This is a genomic window from Nocardia sp. PE-7 (genome assembly GCF_030486425.1).
Taxonomy (GTDB): domain Bacteria; phylum Actinomycetota; class Actinomycetes; order Mycobacteriales; family Mycobacteriaceae; genus Nocardia; species Nocardia salmonicida_A.
The window spans coordinates 2,049,156-2,064,474 of the sequence record NZ_CP129614.1 but is presented as its reverse complement, the minus strand read 5'-3'; the positions used below and the strand labels follow the sequence as shown (position 1 = coordinate 2,064,474).

Sequence of the window (15,319 nt, the reverse complement as noted above, 5' to 3'; positions counted from 1 at the left end):
ATGGACACCACCACCACCAACGCCACCGACTCCGGCCCTGCGGCTTCCCTCGGTCGTACCACCGCCGCCCAGCGCCGCGCGATGCCTTCCCTCAAGGACATCGCTGCCTCGGCAGCAGAGAAGGAAGGCGTGTGCGCTCGGGTCATTCCGATGCGTGCCGTCGACGATTCCACCGGCAAGATCTCCTACATCGGTGCGCCGTGCAAATGCCGCTTCGAAGCGATCTGCCCGGCCTGCGCCAAGGCGTACCGCACCCTGCGGATGAACCAGCTCCGTGAGGGTTGGTGCCTGAGTAAGGAACCGGTCGATGAGACTGTCGAGCCGACTCAGGAGCAAACAGACTTGCTCACTGCCCGCGCGAAACTGTTCGACCAGTTCCGCCAGGCACGCGAACACGAGAACACCGAACTCGCCGACTCGATCCGTGAACAGGTCGCCGAAATCGACGTGAAACTGCGTGAACTCGGTGTCAAAGGTCGGTTCCCGTCGCTGGATGAAAAGCCACGCCGCAAAGCCAGGTCCACCCGCCGCCGCCAGGACGTTCCGAACTTGCCTCGTCGCAAGGTCGAAAAGCGCACCCTGGGTCAGGTTTACAACGGCTACCAGCCCTCCACCTTCCTGACGCTGACCCTCGATGGCTACGGCGCGATCAACAGGGTCTGGGACGCCAAGCAGAACAAGATGGTTTCCGACGGCTCACCCGTCGATCCGGAGACGTACGACTACACCCGTGCTGCCCGCGACGCGATCCATTTCGCCGCGTTGGTCGATCGCTGGGTGCAGAACCTTCGACGGGCTGTCGGCTGGGATGTGCAGTACTTCGCCAGTGTCGAACCGCAGAAACGTGGTGCCCCGCACCTGCACCTCGCTATTCGCGGGTCGGTGTCGAACAAGATGCTCAAGGCCGTCACTGCGGCGACTTACCGCCAGATCTGGTGGCCCCACTTCGACAAGCCGGTCTACCACGACGGGCAGATGCCTGAATGGGACTACGTCGCCGGCACTTTCGTTGACCCGCAAACCGGTCAACCGTTGCCCTCCTGGGATGACGCCCGGGCGGTGATGGACGAGGTAGACGACCTCGAACCGGCCCACGTGATCCGGTTCGGTGTGCAGGCCAAGCCGATTCAGATCCTCGGTGGCACCGACAAGATGGAACGCCGGGTGCGGTACCTGACCAAGTACCTCACCAAGAGTGTCGCTGACCTGCTCGAACCGGACTCTCGTCGTGTCGCCGAACACTACGACCGTTTGCACGCGGAGATGTGCGTTACGCCGTGCTCGGACAAGTGCGGGGTGTGGTTGCGCTACGGCATCGTTCCCAAGGGCGCCAGCGAGAAGACCCAGCCCGGCTACTGCAAGGGCAAAGCCCACCGCCGCGACACCCTCGGCCTGCCTGGTCGACGAGTCCTGAACTCGAAGAAGTGGACCGGCAAAACCCTGCCCGATCACAAGGCCGAACGCGCGGAATTTGTTCGGCAACAGCTCGCGGCGGTGGGCATCGTCAAGCCAGATAGCTCGCACGTTCGTGTGTATCCGGTCCCACCTGGCGATCCGGACGCACCTCCGCGTGAACACCTCGTGATGGCGCTGGTGAATGCGCGCTCGAAATGGCGGGTCGAATACACCGCTGCCCGCCTGGCCATGGGCGACAACCCGCCAGACCAACCGACTTTCGTTCAGCAATCGGCAGCGTAGGAAGGAAGACGATGATGACTCATCTAGTAGACGGCCGGTGGTACACAACCGCCCAACTCGCTACCGTCCTCGGGATCGATAGTTCGAGCCTGCGGCGCTGGCGTACCGCCAATCCACCCTGCGGACCGGCCTACATCCGGGTATCACCCCGCGTGGTGAAGTACAGCGCCGCCGACGTGGAAATGTGGCTCCTGAGCCTGCGCACGGACCCGACTCAGGCAGCAGCGTAATGGCGCAACGCGTGAATATCCCTGTGGGCGTAAAGCTTTCAGTGGACATCGAAGAACGAAGCGACTACGGCAAACGACCGTTTCGCGCCCGCGTGCGGTGGACTGAACCGGCGACGAAGAAACGGCCGACCGTCACCGAGCCGTTCGAAACTCGCGAAGAAGCCCAGGCGTGGATCGACCGGATGCAGCGTCTGGCTATGCAGGGCATCGATCCGAAGACTGCGACGATGTCTCTGGCCGACTACGGAAACGCCAATATGGACTTGGCGCTGCGCGGCCTCGAGAAGAAGACCACCGACCCCTATGGCTGCGGATGGCGGATGCGCGTTGTGCCGTCGTTGGGGCATATCCCGATCGGGATGATCACCAATGGCGCGATCGACCGTGCGGTGGTCGGCTGGATCAATGATGGGTCGGGCAAGTCGAGTGTCAAAAACACTCTGGCTGTGCTGGTTCGGGTCATGGAACAGGCCAAGCGTGACGGACTGAGGACGGACAACCCCGCCCAGGTACGTGGATGGCAGAAGCTCTACGCCCAGATCGAGGACGAGCTCGATGACCCGCGGTCGTTGGCGCTTCCGGACTGGTCGACCCTGGTGACGCTGGCCAATGCGTTGGTGGCTCGATCCGCCGACGAGTACCAGGGCTGGGGTGATGTCGTCACCTTCGCCGCGTGCACGGCGTCACGGATCGGTGAGGTGTCGGGGTGCCGGGTCGGTGATATCGATACCGCGACGTGGACGTGGACCGTTCGTCGGCAGACCACGCCCGGTCCCGGCGGACTCGACGACAAGGGAACCAAGGGCAACCGCCGCCGCTACGTCCCGCTGATCGAGGAAGTTCGACAATTGGTCCTCGACCGCATTGCCCTCGTCGGTGAAGACAACGCCGATGCTCGTTTGTTCGTCGGCCCGCGCGGTGGACGGATAGCTACCGGCGTTCTGCGCGATGCCACGCACTGGGACGAAGTGGTTACCAAACTCGGCTACGAACACCTGCGACGCCACGACCTCCGGCACACCGGCCTCACGTGGATGGCCGATGCCGGGGTGAGTCTGCACCTGCTCCAGAAGATCGCGGGGCACGCCGACAGCCGAACAACTGAGCGATATCTACACCCGGACCGGCGGGAGGTCACCGATGCCGGCGACAAGCTCTCGAACCACCTTCGGTCCCGTTCTGGTCCCGCTCTCCGTGTGGTGGGCTAACAGCAAAACCCTCTCCGACCAAGGTCAGAGAGGGTTTTCACTGTCGGGCTGACAGGATTTGAACCTGCGACCACTTGACCCCCAGTCAAGTGCGCTACCAAGCTGCGCCACAGCCCGTTCTTGCGCCCGTCTCCGGGTGCTCGAAAAGATTACCTCACGCCTTGGCGAAGGTACTAATCGGCTGGTAGATGCGCCTTTTTCCAACCTGGACGAGCGGTCAGCAGAGGTGCGGTGGAGCGTGACGGTGGGTGCCGAGATCATCGGGGTCCCATGTGGTTCCGGGAAGCTCGGAGCCGGGTCGACAATGTGACATACTCGTATCAGGCAGCATCGAGTCCTTTGGTGACCGAACTGCCCCGGCTGCGGTGAAGATCGACCCGCATCGCCTTCTTGAGCGCACATCCGCGACGTGCGCTTCAGATGTACCTCTCCCCCAGTTCTTCGACACCGCTCATTGAGCGCGCTGCACCCGCCCTCGTAACCAGTGGCCGAACCGGAGCCCTGCCGATTACCCGACTTCGCCGAGTCTTCGATCAGCAAGAGAATGGAGTGAAAGTCTATGTCTACCAACCCGATTACCACCGGCTCCGAGCGAGCGATCATCGAGAGCACGCTCGATCGCAACCGTGCAGCGCTCATCGCGACCGCACACGGCCTGTCCGACGACGACGCCCGCCGACGGCTCGTCACATCACTGACGACGCCGATCTCCTTGATCAAACATGCCGCCGCGGCGGAGCGGATCTGGTTCCAGCGGTTCTGGGCGGGACTCGACGCGGCCGAATGTGACGGGTACTCCAGCCGGGACGAGGGCACCTTCGTCGTTGCCGACGACGAATCACTGGCCGACGTGATCGTCGAGTTCGAACGGGCCAGCGCGCGATCACGGGCGATCGCCGCCCGCTTCGACCTCGACGAGACGAAAGACAATCCCCGCGAAGGGACGGTCAGTATGCGATGGACCCTGCTCGCCATGATCGAGGAATTCGCCCGCCACGCAGGTCACGGCGACATTCTCCGTGAGCAGATCGACCATCCACTGACGACACTCTGAGAGCCGCAAATATCGTGGGCCTGGCTAACCGATAGCTACCTTAGGGAAGTGCGTACAACCCCAGACGACTCCGGGTTGCCCGATTCGGTCGCATCCTCGACGCTGGGGCAGTCCTATCGAACCGGCGACTGCTATGTGGTCGGGCGCGAGAAGGTCCGCGAGTTCGCCCGCGCGGTTCAGGACGACCATCCCGTTCACCACTGCGAGCGAACGGCCGTCGACCGCGGTTACGGAGGTCTCGTCGCGCCACTGACCTTCGTCTCGGTACCAGCGCTTCTCGCCCAGCTCGAGATGTTCGATCGCGTCGTCCAGGGCTGTGATTTCAGCCGGATCACGCAGACCGACTACTCCCTCACCGTCGGCAGGCCGATCCTCGTGGGCGACTCGTTGCGCTTCGAGGTCGAGCTCGATGGGCTCCGAAAGGCGTTCGGAGGCACCCTCTTCGCTATCAAGTGTTCGGTCGTCGACCAGTACGGCGATCGGATCATCTCCCCACACGCACGTCATTCGTCGGCCGGTCGGAGGCGAATATCGCCGCGACGCGAATAGGCGACGGATTGCTGATGCAGAACTTCCGCCACGGCACGTCGATTCCACGACAGCACCACGCATTCGAGCATCCTGCGCCACACCTTCGGGCGACAACCGTGAACCCGGACCGGAATATGGTGCCGTTCAGCGCGGTAGCAGTCGGCGACGAGCTTCCGTCGAGAGTCGTGACCGTGAGGCTCGGCGATCTGGTCAACTACGCGGGCGTGGCGGGCGACCCGAACCCCATTCACTGGAGCAAGGCAGCGGCGGCATCGGTGGAGCTGGAATCGCCTGTCGCACAGGGCATGCTGATGGTCGGCATAGGTGCCGGGTATGTGACCTCATGGACAGGCGATCCCGGCGTGGTCACCGGATACGCGGTGCGCCTGACCAGCCCGGTCTCCGTGCCCGACAGCGGGGCAACGGTCGAGTACACGGGCAAAGTCAAGGCTTTCGATCCCGACCGCAAGACCGCGACGATCGCCCTCACCGCACAACAGGACGGCAAGCGGATCTTCGGGCGAGCGGTAGCCGTGATCGAGTGCGCGGATCGATAGCGCGTCTCAGCTGTCGAGGCTGACGGCGAGCAATCCGTCACTCACGCGAAGGCGCTCGGCCATCGTGACGAGGATGTCCATGGCCTCGCGCGACAATCCGACGACACGCAGCAACAGTGCGCGCGGCTCGTCGAGTTCCAGCTCGCGGATGAGCGTGTGATCGTCGGACTCCGGACGGTTCGCCGCGAGGAAGAAGTAATCAGGGGTGACCTGGAAATACTCGGCCAACGCCGCCACGGTTTTCGGGGACGGGTTGTCGCGATGCCCCGACCGCAGCTGTGACAGATACGGTGCGGAGATGCGGTGACCGGCCGCCTGCAGCATGCGCGCCACGTGGCGGTTCGTGCATAAACGCACGTCCGGCTCCGATGGGTTGTCGAAGAGCTCATTGAGGCGGGTGGCGAAGTGCGTCACAGCGGTTCCTCGGCGTCATGTTGATCAGAGAACCATCATGAGGCGCGGACTGTGTTTCCGGCAATAGTCCTAGCAAACTTGCGGACCTCATCACAGAAACTCGACAGGCAGTCTGTTCGGCATGACGACCGCCGACTCGACAGTGCCCTGCTCTATGCAAAACTGCAGAGTAGATGTCCCGCCCGTATCGAGGTGCGCACAGCGCCGGTGAAGGAGGCCTGACGGTGGGAGCCCGTACCGAGACGCGCCAGAAGATGCTGTGCGGTGCGATCGAACTTCTGGGCGAGCGCGGTGCGGCTGGGGTGACCGTAGACGCGGTGCTCGCGCGCAGTGGCGCTCCGCGCGGCTCGGTATACCACCACTTTCCTGGCGGACGTGCCGAGATCATGACCGCGTCACTCACCCTCGCAGGCGATGCGATCAGCGCCCTCATCACCGAGGCAGCCGATCGCGGCGCCCTCGGAGTGCTGGCCGGGATCGCCGAATTCTGGACGGCGACACTGCTGGCGTCCGATTTCGAGGCGGGGTGCCCGGTGGTGTCGGTGGCGGTCGGCGGATCCCCCGAAGACCGCCACTTGCAACCCGAGGTCGCCAACATCCTGCACCGTTGGCACGACACCCTGACCATCGCGATCACCGCGGAGGGTGTCGAACCGGCACGTGCGGCGCGCTTGGCCACCATGGCGATCGCCGGCGTCGAAGGGGCGGTGATCCTGTGCCGTGTCGACCGCTCCACCGCCCCGCTCGACGAGGTCGTCGACGAGTTGCGCGTACTGCTCGCCACCGCCGTCGACGCCTAGATCAGTAGGTCGGCCATGGTCCGCCCCGGACCGGTTTGGTGGCGGTGACGCGGTGCTCGTTGTCCCGGAAGCGGGGTTCGTAGTGGGTGAAGAACACCTTGGCGACGAGGTCACGGCGGCTGCGGACGCCGGTCTTGTCGAAGATGGCCTTCAGGTGCTGCTGCACGGTGTGTGCCGAGACGGTCATGTCGCGGGCGATCTGTGAGGTCGACGCGCCCTGCAGCACCAACCGGGTGACGTCGCGCTCGCGCTCGGTGAGCCCGTAGGCCGACATCAGCAGCGGGTAGATGCGGCCGGGATGGGCGGGTTCGATGATCACCGCGACCCTGGTCTGCCCGGTCGAGGTCAGGCGGGCGCCGTGCAACACCACCCAGGTGCCCGATCTGGACAGCGCTCGCGAGACGAGCACCTCGTCGGGGCGATCCTCGGCCGCGTTGCCGAACGCACGTGCGGCGAGGGTGATTACCGCGCTCGGCAGCTTCTGACGATCCCAGTCACCGTCGGGCAGATCGGCTATCCAACGCTGCACGCCCGCACTGGCCGATTCGATCTCGAATGCCGAATCCAGGACCAGCAGGCCGGGCGAATCCGCGTATTCGGGTTCGTCCGCCTGCCCGATCAGCAGGGACCGGCGGACACCGTCGGCCAGTGTCGGCGCCACGGTCGCCACGAATTCCTTCTCGGCGGGGTCGAACATCGCGGCGCCGGGTTCGCGATAGAGCGCGAGCGCTCCCCATACTTCACCGGAGCGGGTGCGCAGGCGCGCGATCATTTCCTGGTCCCCGCCCATCGTCATATTGCGTTGCCAGCGTTCACTTTTGGATGGGTCACCGCCGAGGGTGTCGTGCAGGGTCGACAATCCGGTCGCCGACCTGACGACGTCGACGATGCCGTTGCGTTCCTCGCCGTACTCCGCGGCCAGCCACTGCGGCGGAAACTCGGCGAGGCCGAGATGGAAGTGACTTGTCATCAGCAACGACGCGGGATCGAGGGTGTACCAGCACGGCGTCCAGTAGTGCGGGACGGCGGTGGCCAACACCTCTGTCGCCTGCTGCCACAGCGACACCAGATCACGCGGCTCGCGACACAGTCGCCCGATCTGGTCGGCGGCGCTTCGCATCGAATCCGTGCTCACCCGATCAACGGTAGGCCGTCGCCGGACCAGGGGAAATACCACGTTTGTGGAATGCCGCTCGGACCGGAATGCTCCTAACCTCGATATATGACGAATTCCGAAACCACGAATGTGCGACTCAGTCCGCCGCCGCCGGAATTGATGCGACTGATCAATCCTGTGGTTCGGCGCGTGTTGGCGACCCGATGGCTCGGCAATCGCATCCGGCGGCAGGGAATGGTCGAATTCACCGGCCGTCGCACCGGTCGCAGTCTGCGGATCCCGGTCTGTCTGCATCGAGTCGGTGACGAGACGCTGATCTTCACCGAGCGGCCGTGGCGCCACAATCTGGCCGGCGGCGCGCCCGTCACCGTCACCCATCGCGGGCATATCCGTCACGGTCGCGCCGTGCTGGTCGATGCCACACCGTCGCGAGTCGGTGCCGCGATGCGCGCGGCGATGGACGACGGTGCCCGACCGTTCGAGCTCGGACTGAAGGTCACCCGTGGTTACGACCCGACCGCCGACGATCTCGGTGTCATCGCGCGCTCGATCATTCGAATCGATTTCGAGGAATGAGGAAACATCATGCGTGTCAATCGAATCCAGCCCGATATCACTGTTCTCGCCGATGAACTGGAGGTTCCGGGTATCGGCCATCTTCCGGTGAATGCCTACGTTCTGCACGCGGCGGAACCGGTCGTCGTCGACACCGGACTCAGCCTTCCCGACCGCGGATTCATGGCGGCGCTGAGTTCTGTCATCAATCCCGCCGACGTGGAATGGATATGGCTCACCCATCCTGATCGCGACCACACCGGATCGCTGTTCGACCTGCTCGACGCCGCCCCGAACGCCCGGCTGATCACGACATTCCTCGGCGTCGGCATCATGTCGTGCGCGCGACCGGTCCCGATGGATCGGGTGTATCTGCTGAATCCGGGGCAGTCCCTCGACGTCGGCGACCGCCGCCTCACCGCGTTCCGGCCACCGCTGTTCGACAACCCGAGCACCGTCGGGTTCTACGACGAACTCAGCGAATCATGTTTCACCTCGGACTGTTTCGGCGCTCCGATGCCGAGCGCCGAACTCGCGACCGCCGACGACGTGGGGTACGCGCCGTCGGTCGAGATCCGCGCCGCGCAGCATCTCTGGGCGGCGGTGGACAGTCCGTGGGTGCACGCCGTGGACGAGAGAAAGTACCTTGCCACGGTGTCGGCTGTGCGCGCGTTCGACCCACGACGGATACTTAGCACTCACCTTCCGCCCGCATCGGGACGCACATCGCAGTACTGGGACATGCTTGCCGAGGCGCCGCAGGCAGAGCCGTTCGTCGGTCCCGATCAGGCCGCTCTCGAGCAGATGCTGGCGAGCTTCGAACCGTGAACGGTCAGGCGGGGCGCAGAATCCGCAACGCCGCCCGTTCGATGCGGTCGGCGATCTCGGAGTACGACTCATAGCCCATGCCCGCCCGCACCAGCGCGCCGGCGTAGATCATCTCGAGCCATTCGATGACCTCGTTGTCGGCGTCGGGACCGAGTGCGCGTGCGAGCCTGCTGCGGATCTCCATGCCGATGCGGGTGCGCAGGTGTTCGACGTCCGGGTCCGAGCCCAAGAGCGCGCCGGTGACCGCGCCGGACAACTCCTGCTCCTCGGCCACCAGTAGCGCGATGTTGCGTAGTTCGGCCAGCACCCGCACGGTCGGGTCGGGATCCTCGTTCGCGGGCGAGCCGGAGGCCAGTAAGCGACGCCAGAAGATCTCGGCGACCAGGTGCTCCTTGGAGGAGAAGTAGGTGTACGCGGTCGCGGTGGCGACGCCGGCCTCCGCGGCGACCAGGCGAATCGTCATGCCGGAGAATCCATCGCGGGTCAGCACCACCAGCGCGGCCCTGGTCAATCGATCGACGGTGTCGGCCTGCTTACCGGTCAATCGACGCCTGGTTGCTTCGAGGCTGATGGAATCGCTTTCAGACATGCGTCCGGATGTTACTCGGCAGTTCCGATGCCTCGGTGAACCGCACCGCGTGGGCGGGTTGTCCGGGATTGATTCGGAATACAGTCCAGAATAGTATCTGGACACATGTCTTATGAACGAAACACCAGGTCCGTCGTCGGTAAGGTAGTCGTGGTCACCGGCGGTGCCCGCGGCATCGGACGGGCGGTCGCGAGCGCGCTCGTCGACGCCGGATCGGTCGTCGCCATCGGCGACATCGACGCGACCACGGTCGCCCACACCGGAACAGAGATCGCCGCGACGGTTGCACAACACCTCGACGTCACCGACCCGGCCTCGTTCGCGACCTTCCTCGCCGAGGTCGAAAAGACCTGTGGCCCCATCGATGTGCTGATCAACAACGCGGGCATCATGCCGGTCGGCCGGTTCATCGAGGAGTCCGACGAGATCACCCGCCGGATTCTCGACATCAATGTCTACGGCGTCGCCCTCGGCACCAAACTCGTGCTGCCGTCGATGCTGGCTCGCGGCCGCGGGCACATCGTGAACATGGCTTCGATGGCCGGTGAGAACCCGACGCCGGGAATGGCCACCTACTGTGCGAGCAAGCAGGCCGTACTCAGCTTCACCGAAACCATGCGCCTCGAGCACCGCGGCACCGGCGTGCGGTTCTCGGCGGTCCTGCCGACGTTCACCAAGACCGAGATGATCACCGGAACCCGCGCGCCGCGCGCCTTGCTCGCCGACCCCGCCGACGTCGCCGCCGCGGTCGCGGCACTGATCGCCCGGCCACGACGACGCGTCTCGGTCACCCGCCTCGCGGGCGTGCTCGCCGCCTTCAACAAGCTGACTCCGCGCCCGATCGGCGAATTCATGGCACGCCGGTTGGGCGTGCACCGCACCTTCATCGATGTCGACCGCGATGCCCGCCGCGTCTACGACGACCGGCTCGCGACCGACTGACCGCTCAGGCGCCGGTGCGGGAGAGGATCACCACGGGGATCTCCCGCTCCGTCCACGACTGGTAGGCATCGAAATCGGCGTAGAGCTCGGTCAACCGCGGCCACAGCCGTTGCCGCTGTTCGGCATCGGCGACGCGGGCCAGCACCGGGTAGTGCTCGGCGCGGATCCGAACGTGCGCGTTCGGATCCGCGAGCAGATTCAGATACCACTGCGGGTGCTTCGCCAGGCCGCCTTGGGAACCGACGATCACCAGATCCTGGCCGTCGACGAGGTAGAGCAGCGGCGCGGTGAAGATCTTGCCGGACTTGCGACCTCGATGTTCGAGCAGCAGGGTCGGTACCGGCTTGCGGAACCCGGCGCCGATCCGCCAGGTCGCGCCGACGCGCCCGTTGGTGCGGCGATAGACCCACGCCTGCGCGCGCGATCCGTATCGGATGATCCGCGTCGTCATCGGCGCGTTCAGCCCTTTCGGCTGATTCTTCGGCATACCCATCGATCGCACGCTACAGCGGTCGCGGACGGCCGGGTTCGGTGTGGGTCATTTCTTGCGCCGCTCCTGCGCGATCACCTTGCCGACGGTGCCGTCGAGCGTCGTCCCCGACGGCCAGCCGACGTAGTGGCACAGGAACAGCGCGATCTCGCGCAGCTGCTCCTCGGACAACTCACCGTTGCGCAAGGCCGCGCCGATCTGGATCTCGGCGATGTCGAAATTGCCCTGCGCGGTGAGCGCACCGAGCAGCAGCAGCCGCCGTTCGCGCACGGTCAGCGCGGGCCGCGACCAGATGTCGGCGAACAGATGGTCGGCGGTGACGGCGAAATGGTCGCCGGGGCCGTCGGCGAATTCCCAGCCGTAGACCTCGCTCATCTTGGCCAGGCCACGCCGGCGGACGTCGGCGTTAGTCTCTCCGTCGGTGGTCATGATGTCTCCTTGTCGAGCGCGGGGTGGGCGACGCCGAGCCCCTCGGCTAGGCGCGTGATGGCGAGTTGTGCCAGTGGCAGGTCGACGTCGAGCCGGTCACCGAGTTCGAGCGCCAGCGACAGGTCCTTCTCGCCGAGATCGCGCACGTGACCGAGGATGGGGAACCAGAAGTCGTCCGGCTCGATCGGCGCGGTGGTGTCGCGCAGCATGATCGCGCCCGGCCCACCGGTCACCGCGTCGGAGTGCCGGACCACCTTGCCGAGCGCGGTGAGACTGATTCCGGCGGCCTCGGCGAGCCGCTGCGCCTCGGTGGTGGCGGCGAACGAGATGAAGTGGAGCAGGTTGCGCGCCAACTTCATGCGCGTGCCCGCTCCGACCGGACCGGCGTGCACGATCAGGTCGGCGAAACAACCGAACGGCGCCCGGATCTGGTCCACTGCGGTGTCGCTGCCGCCGACCATCACCGCCAGCCTGCCCTGGGTGGCGCCGGGGGCGCCGCCGCTGACGGGCGCGTCGACGAACTCGACCTCGTGCTCGGCGCAGCGGGCGGCCAACTCCTGCGCGGTCCGGTCACTGATGGTGGAGTGCACCGCGACGACCGTGCCCGGCGCCGCCGTACTGAGGATGCCCGCCGGGCCGGTGAGGACCTCGGTCACCTGCGCGTCGTCGATGACGGTCACGCAGATGATGCGCGCGTGCGTCGCGACCTGCGCCGGATCGGCGACCGACCGCGCGCCCGCCGCGACGAACGCTTCGGTGACCTCGGCGCGGACATCGCAGACCGTCAGCCCGCCCGGCCATTCCAGCAGCCGTCGCGCGATCGGCGCGCCCATATTGCCCAGGCCGATGAAACCGACCGGGGCACTGGTGGATTCGGTGGTCATCGGATGATCTGTCCGCCGTCGACATTGAGGATCTGGCCGGTGACCCAGCCCGCGTCGTCGGAGAGCAGGTACAGGCAGGCGCCCACCAGGTCCTGCGGGGTGCCCATTCGCTTGATCGGGATGCGCTTCACCATGTCCTTGACCATGTTTCCCGGCGTGACAGTCAGGGTGGCTTCGGTGTCGATCGGGCCGGGCGCGATGGCGTTCACCCTGATCTGCGAACCACCGAGCTCGGTGGCGAGCTGCTGGGTGAGGCCGTTGATGCCGACCTTGGCCAGCCCGTAGAAGCCCGAGTACAGCCAGGCGGCGGTGGAGGACTGGTTGACGATCGAGCCGCCGCCCGCCGCGATCATCGGCTGCCAGACCGCGCGCGTCACATTGAGCGCGCCGTCGAAGTTCACGCCCATGAACTTCTTGTAGTAGTCCCACGGCACGGTGAGCAGCAGATCGAGCTTCATCTCCCCGTAGATGGCCGCGTTGTTGACCAGATGGTTGATGGCGCCGAACTCGGCGACGGTGAATTCCGCCAGTGCGGCGGCGGATTCGGGATCGGCGACGTCGACGCGACGGAAGGCCGCCGACCCGCCGTCGGCGACGATCTGCTTGGCCACCTCCTCGCCGCGCTCGACATTGAGATCGGCGACGACGACATTGGCGCCTTCGGCGGCGAGCGCGGCGGCGTAGACCGCGCCGATGCCCTGCGCCGCGCCGGTGACGATCGCGGTACGACCGGTGAAACGTGCCATGGTTTTCAGCTCCTGAGTGTGGATGATTCGGTGAGGTCAGGCGGGGGTGGCGATCAGCTTGGTCTCGAGGTATTCCTCGAAACCGGCGACGCCCATCTCACGGCCGATGCCGGACTGCTTGTAACCGCCGAACGGCGCGTCGGCGTGATACCAGAGCCCGCCGTTGACGCTCAGGGTCCCGGTCCGCACCCCCGAGACCACGCGCTCGACCCGGTCCGGATCGGTACCCCAGACCGAGCCCGACAGACCGTAGGGCGATTCGTTGGCGAGCCGGATCGCGTCGTCGTCGCCGTCGTGGGCGATCACGACGAGCACCGGCCCGAAGATCTCCTCCTGCGCGACGGTCGCGGAGTTGTCGAGCCCACTGATGAGCGTGGGTTCGATGAAGTACCCGCGCTCTTTGTCCGCGGGCCTGCCCCCACCGACCTCGATGCGCCCGCCTTCGGCGCGCGCGCTCTCGAGGTAGCGCTCCACCCGCGCCCGCTGCCGCTCGGAAATCAGTGGCCCGCAGACGGTTCCGGGCTTGTTCGGGTCACCGGCCTTCAGGCCGCGCAGCGCACCCGCGGCCGCGGCGACCGCGGCGTCGTAGGACTCGCGCGGCACCAGCAGCCGGGTGGTGAGTGCGCAACCCTGGCCCGCGTGCACGGCGACCGTGAACGCGGTGTAGCTGGCGGCGGTCGCGATATCGGCGTCGTCGAGCACGACGGCGGCGGATTTGCCGCCCAGTTCGAGGAAGGTGCGCTTGAGTGTGGCCGACGCGCCGACCATCACCGAGCGCCCCGTCTGGGTCGAGCCGGTGAAGGTGATCATGTCGACGCGTGGATCGAGGACCAACTGGGCGCCGATGCCGTGATCGGACGAGGTGACGATATTGATCACGCCCGCCGGGATATCGGTGTGCTCGGCGATGAGCGGGCCGAGCACGGCCGCGCACCACGGAGTATCCGGAGCCGGCTTGAGCACCAGGGTGTTACCCGCGGCCAGGGCGGGCCCGATCTTGGCCAGGTTGATCTGGTGCGGGAAGTTCCACGGCGTGATGGCGCCGACAACGCCGACGGCCTCGCGGCGCACGACCCGACGGCTGGAGATGCCCATCTGGTCCCTGGTGCCGAGATCGGTTTCCCAGACGTAGTTCTCGGCCAGGTCGGCGGCGAAGGACAGATCCGCGATCGGCCCCTCCAGCTGCGGGCCGCTGGTCAGCATGACCGGCGCGCCGACCTCGGCGATCGTGATCGCCCGTAGTTCCTCGAGGTTCGCGACGAGCACGTCACGCAATTGACGGAGGCAGTGCGCGCGGAACGCCGGATCGCGCGACCACGGTGTCTCGTCGAAAGCGGTGCGCGCCGCGGCGATGGCCGCCTCCATATCGGCGCCCGAGGCGTCGGCGGCGTAGCCGAGCACCTCCTCGGTGGCGGGATTGATTGTCTCGAAGACACCGGAGCCACCCGGAATCAACTTGCCGCCGATCAACAGTGGTGTGCCTTCGGGAGGGACGAGGCCGTTCATAGCGAGGCTCCGATACGTGTCTGGACAGGTGTACGGAATATAGTTCGGTTTATCGACAAGACGCAAGACCATACAGTCCATTGGCCTGTACACCCGACTGTAGTAGCATCCGGACACATGTCCGAAATCGCGCCTACCGGCATCGAAGCAACGCGCCGACGTCTGACCGAGAAGCAGGCCGATACCGTGGACCGCCTGACTGTCGCCGCTGTCGACGTTTTGTCCCGCGAGGGCTACTCGGGGACGACGATCCGGCTCGTCGCCGCGGCCGCGGGCGTCGGCACCGCCACCGCGTACACCTACTTCTCCTCCAAGGAACACCTGATCTCGGAGGTGTTCTGGCGACGACTGGTCGCCATGCCACCGCTCGAGGCAGGCGATGCCGATGCGACCACGCGCGTGGTCGCCGTCCTCCGACAGGTCTCGATGCTGGTGGCCGACGAGCCCGCGCTGGCCGGGGCGGTCAGCAGCGCGCTGCTCGGCGACGATCCCGACGTGCATCATCTGCGAGTACGCATCGGCATGGAGATCCGCCACCGGCTCGAACAAGCGCTCAGCGCGAAAGATCCGGAACGCCTGGCCGCACTCGAACTGCTGTACTCGGGCGCACTCCTACAGGGCGGCATGGGCCTGCTGTCCTACGAGCAGGTCGCCGATCTGCTCGAGATGTGTGCGCGCCGGTTGATGATCGAGCCCGCCACCGACGACTGACGCGCCGATCGAGCCTTGTCGCGCGCTCGC

Annotated in this window: 18 protein-coding genes and 1 tRNA gene; 10 read left to right on the top strand and 9 right to left on the bottom strand. The window is 65.9% G+C overall.

Annotated elements, in window-relative coordinates; translation table 11 throughout:
* Both QX204_RS09650 and xerC read left to right on the top strand, forming a co-directional pair.
* On the top strand, positions 1–1,698 hold the full coding sequence (locus tag QX204_RS09650) for a replication initiator (RefSeq protein ID WP_301906253.1): 1,698 nt from the start codon (positions 1–3) through the stop codon (positions 1,696–1,698).
* 322 nt (positions 1,699–2,020) lie between these two features.
* Positions 2,021–3,136, top strand: coding sequence for a site-specific integrase (gene xerC / locus QX204_RS09645; RefSeq protein ID WP_301906252.1), 1,116 nt, complete (start codon positions 2,021–2,023; stop codon positions 3,134–3,136).
* A 43-nt stretch (positions 3,137–3,179) separates the two neighbouring features.
* On the opposite strand, the gene QX204_RS09640 is transcribed toward xerC, so the two are convergent.
* A tRNA-Pro gene (locus QX204_RS09640) sits at positions 3,180–3,253 on the bottom strand.
* Positions 3,254–3,695: 442 nt separating this feature from the next.
* Here QX204_RS09640 and QX204_RS09635 point away from each other — a divergent pair.
* From QX204_RS09635 to QX204_RS09625, 3 genes are all read left to right on the top strand, one after another.
* The gene (locus QX204_RS09635; RefSeq protein ID WP_301906251.1) at positions 3,696–4,190 is read left to right on the top strand and encodes a DinB family protein; all 495 of its coding nucleotides are present in this window, start codon (positions 3,696–3,698) and stop codon (positions 4,188–4,190) included.
* Positions 4,191–4,238: 48 nt separating this feature from the next.
* Positions 4,239–4,739, top strand: coding sequence for an FAS1-like dehydratase domain-containing protein (locus QX204_RS09630; RefSeq protein ID WP_301906249.1), 501 nt, complete (start codon positions 4,239–4,241; stop codon positions 4,737–4,739).
* Positions 4,740–4,906: 167 nt separating this feature from the next.
* Positions 4,907–5,278: a MaoC/PaaZ C-terminal domain-containing protein gene (locus QX204_RS09625; protein ID WP_301906248.1), complete on the top strand. Its 372-nt coding sequence runs from the start codon at positions 4,907–4,909 to the stop codon at positions 5,276–5,278.
* A 6-nt stretch (positions 5,279–5,284) separates the two neighbouring features.
* Here the strand turns inward: QX204_RS09625 and QX204_RS09620 are convergent, their stop codons facing one another.
* Positions 5,285–5,692 carry a helix-turn-helix domain-containing protein gene (locus QX204_RS09620; RefSeq protein WP_301906247.1) on the bottom strand — a complete coding sequence of 136 codons (408 nt, stop codon included), beginning with the start codon at positions 5,690–5,692 and terminating at the stop codon, positions 5,285–5,287.
* A gap of 224 nt (positions 5,693–5,916) precedes the next feature.
* On the opposite strand from QX204_RS09620, the gene QX204_RS09615 reads away from it, so the two are divergent.
* A complete protein-coding gene (locus tag QX204_RS09615; protein WP_301906246.1) occupies positions 5,917–6,492 on the top strand; it encodes a TetR/AcrR family transcriptional regulator in 576 nt (191 codons plus the stop codon).
* A 1-nt stretch (position 6,493) separates the two neighbouring features.
* Here QX204_RS09615 and QX204_RS09610 read toward each other — a convergent pair whose 3' ends face one another.
* Positions 6,494–7,627 (bottom strand): helix-turn-helix transcriptional regulator, encoded by a 1,134-nt coding sequence (locus tag QX204_RS09610; protein ID WP_367620171.1) that lies wholly within the window; start codon positions 7,625–7,627, stop codon positions 6,494–6,496.
* A gap of 87 nt (positions 7,628–7,714) precedes the next feature.
* Here QX204_RS09610 and QX204_RS09605 point away from each other — a divergent pair, with 87 nt between their 5' ends.
* Together QX204_RS09605 and QX204_RS09600 are read left to right on the top strand one after the other, a co-directional pair.
* A complete protein-coding gene (locus QX204_RS09605; protein ID WP_301906244.1) occupies positions 7,715–8,185 on the top strand; it encodes a grhN in 471 nt (156 codons plus the stop codon).
* Between the two features lie 9 nt (positions 8,186–8,194).
* Positions 8,195–8,992, top strand: coding sequence for an MBL fold metallo-hydrolase (locus QX204_RS09600; RefSeq protein WP_301906243.1), 798 nt, complete (start codon positions 8,195–8,197; stop codon positions 8,990–8,992).
* Between the two features lie 4 nt (positions 8,993–8,996).
* Here QX204_RS09600 and QX204_RS09595 read toward each other — a convergent pair whose 3' ends face one another.
* Positions 8,997–9,581: a TetR/AcrR family transcriptional regulator gene (locus QX204_RS09595; RefSeq protein ID WP_301906242.1), complete on the bottom strand. Its 585-nt coding sequence runs from the start codon at positions 9,579–9,581 to the stop codon at positions 8,997–8,999.
* A 105-nt stretch (positions 9,582–9,686) separates the two neighbouring features.
* On the opposite strand from QX204_RS09595, the gene QX204_RS09590 reads away from it, so the two are divergent.
* Positions 9,687–10,523 (top strand): SDR family oxidoreductase, encoded by an 837-nt coding sequence (locus QX204_RS09590; RefSeq protein ID WP_301906240.1) that lies wholly within the window; start codon positions 9,687–9,689, stop codon positions 10,521–10,523.
* Between the two features lie 4 nt (positions 10,524–10,527).
* Here QX204_RS09590 and QX204_RS09585 read toward each other — a convergent pair whose 3' ends face one another.
* From QX204_RS09585 to QX204_RS09565, 5 genes are read right to left on the bottom strand one after another with little or no spacing between them, the layout of a single operon-like run.
* On the bottom strand, positions 10,528–11,016 hold the full coding sequence (locus QX204_RS09585) for a nitroreductase family deazaflavin-dependent oxidoreductase (protein ID WP_301906239.1): 489 nt from the start codon (positions 11,014–11,016) through the stop codon (positions 10,528–10,530).
* 45 nt (positions 11,017–11,061) lie between these two features.
* Positions 11,062–11,442, bottom strand: a complete 381-nt coding sequence (locus QX204_RS09580) for a carboxymuconolactone decarboxylase family protein (protein WP_301906238.1) — start codon at positions 11,440–11,442, stop codon at positions 11,062–11,064.
* A complete protein-coding gene (locus tag QX204_RS09575) occupies positions 11,439–12,326 on the bottom strand; it encodes an NAD(P)-dependent oxidoreductase (protein WP_301906236.1) in 888 nt (295 codons plus the stop codon). Before QX204_RS09575 ends, QX204_RS09580 begins: the two co-directional genes overlap by 4 nt.
* Positions 12,323–13,072 (bottom strand): SDR family oxidoreductase, encoded by a 750-nt coding sequence (locus tag QX204_RS09570; RefSeq protein ID WP_301906234.1) that lies wholly within the window; start codon positions 13,070–13,072, stop codon positions 12,323–12,325. The genes QX204_RS09575 and QX204_RS09570 overlap by 4 nt, the downstream gene beginning before the upstream one ends.
* Before the next feature lie 36 nt (positions 13,073–13,108).
* Positions 13,109–14,578 carry an aldehyde dehydrogenase gene (locus QX204_RS09565; RefSeq protein WP_301906233.1) on the bottom strand — a complete coding sequence of 490 codons (1,470 nt, stop codon included), beginning with the start codon at positions 14,576–14,578 and terminating at the stop codon, positions 13,109–13,111.
* A gap of 117 nt (positions 14,579–14,695) precedes the next feature.
* Here QX204_RS09565 and QX204_RS09560 point away from each other — a divergent pair, with 117 nt between their 5' ends.
* Positions 14,696–15,289: a TetR/AcrR family transcriptional regulator gene (locus QX204_RS09560; RefSeq protein WP_301906232.1), complete on the top strand. Its 594-nt coding sequence runs from the start codon at positions 14,696–14,698 to the stop codon at positions 15,287–15,289.
* The last annotated feature ends 30 nt before the right edge of the window (positions 15,290–15,319 follow it).

Excerpts from the sequence above, each read along its gene's own strand:
- QX204_RS09560 (WP_301906232.1), top strand. The coding sequence starts at position 14,696 with ATGTCCGAAATCGCGCCTACCGGCATCGAAGCAACGCGCCGACGTCTG.
- QX204_RS09650 (WP_301906253.1), top strand. The coding sequence starts at position 1 with ATGGACACCACCACCACCAACGCCACCGACTCCGGCCCTGCGGCTTCC.
- QX204_RS09635 (WP_301906251.1), top strand. The coding sequence starts at position 3,696 with ATGTCTACCAACCCGATTACCACCGGCTCCGAGCGAGCGATCATCGAG.
- QX204_RS09565 (WP_301906233.1), bottom strand. The coding sequence starts at position 14,578 with ATGAACGGCCTCGTCCCTCCCGAAGGCACACCACTGTTGATCGGCGGC.
- QX204_RS09590 (WP_301906240.1), top strand. The coding sequence starts at position 9,687 with ATGTCTTATGAACGAAACACCAGGTCCGTCGTCGGTAAGGTAGTCGTG.
- QX204_RS09585 (WP_301906239.1), bottom strand. The coding sequence starts at position 11,016 with ATGGGTATGCCGAAGAATCAGCCGAAAGGGCTGAACGCGCCGATGACG.
- QX204_RS09570 (WP_301906234.1), bottom strand. The coding sequence starts at position 13,072 with ATGGCACGTTTCACCGGTCGTACCGCGATCGTCACCGGCGCGGCGCAG.
- QX204_RS09580 (WP_301906238.1), bottom strand. The coding sequence starts at position 11,442 with ATGACCACCGACGGAGAGACTAACGCCGACGTCCGCCGGCGTGGCCTG.
- QX204_RS09575 (WP_301906236.1), bottom strand. The coding sequence starts at position 12,326 with ATGACCACCGAATCCACCAGTGCCCCGGTCGGTTTCATCGGCCTGGGC.
- QX204_RS09605 (WP_301906244.1), top strand. The coding sequence starts at position 7,715 with ATGACGAATTCCGAAACCACGAATGTGCGACTCAGTCCGCCGCCGCCG.
- QX204_RS09600 (WP_301906243.1), top strand. The coding sequence starts at position 8,195 with ATGCGTGTCAATCGAATCCAGCCCGATATCACTGTTCTCGCCGATGAA.
- QX204_RS09595 (WP_301906242.1), bottom strand. The coding sequence starts at position 9,581 with ATGTCTGAAAGCGATTCCATCAGCCTCGAAGCAACCAGGCGTCGATTG.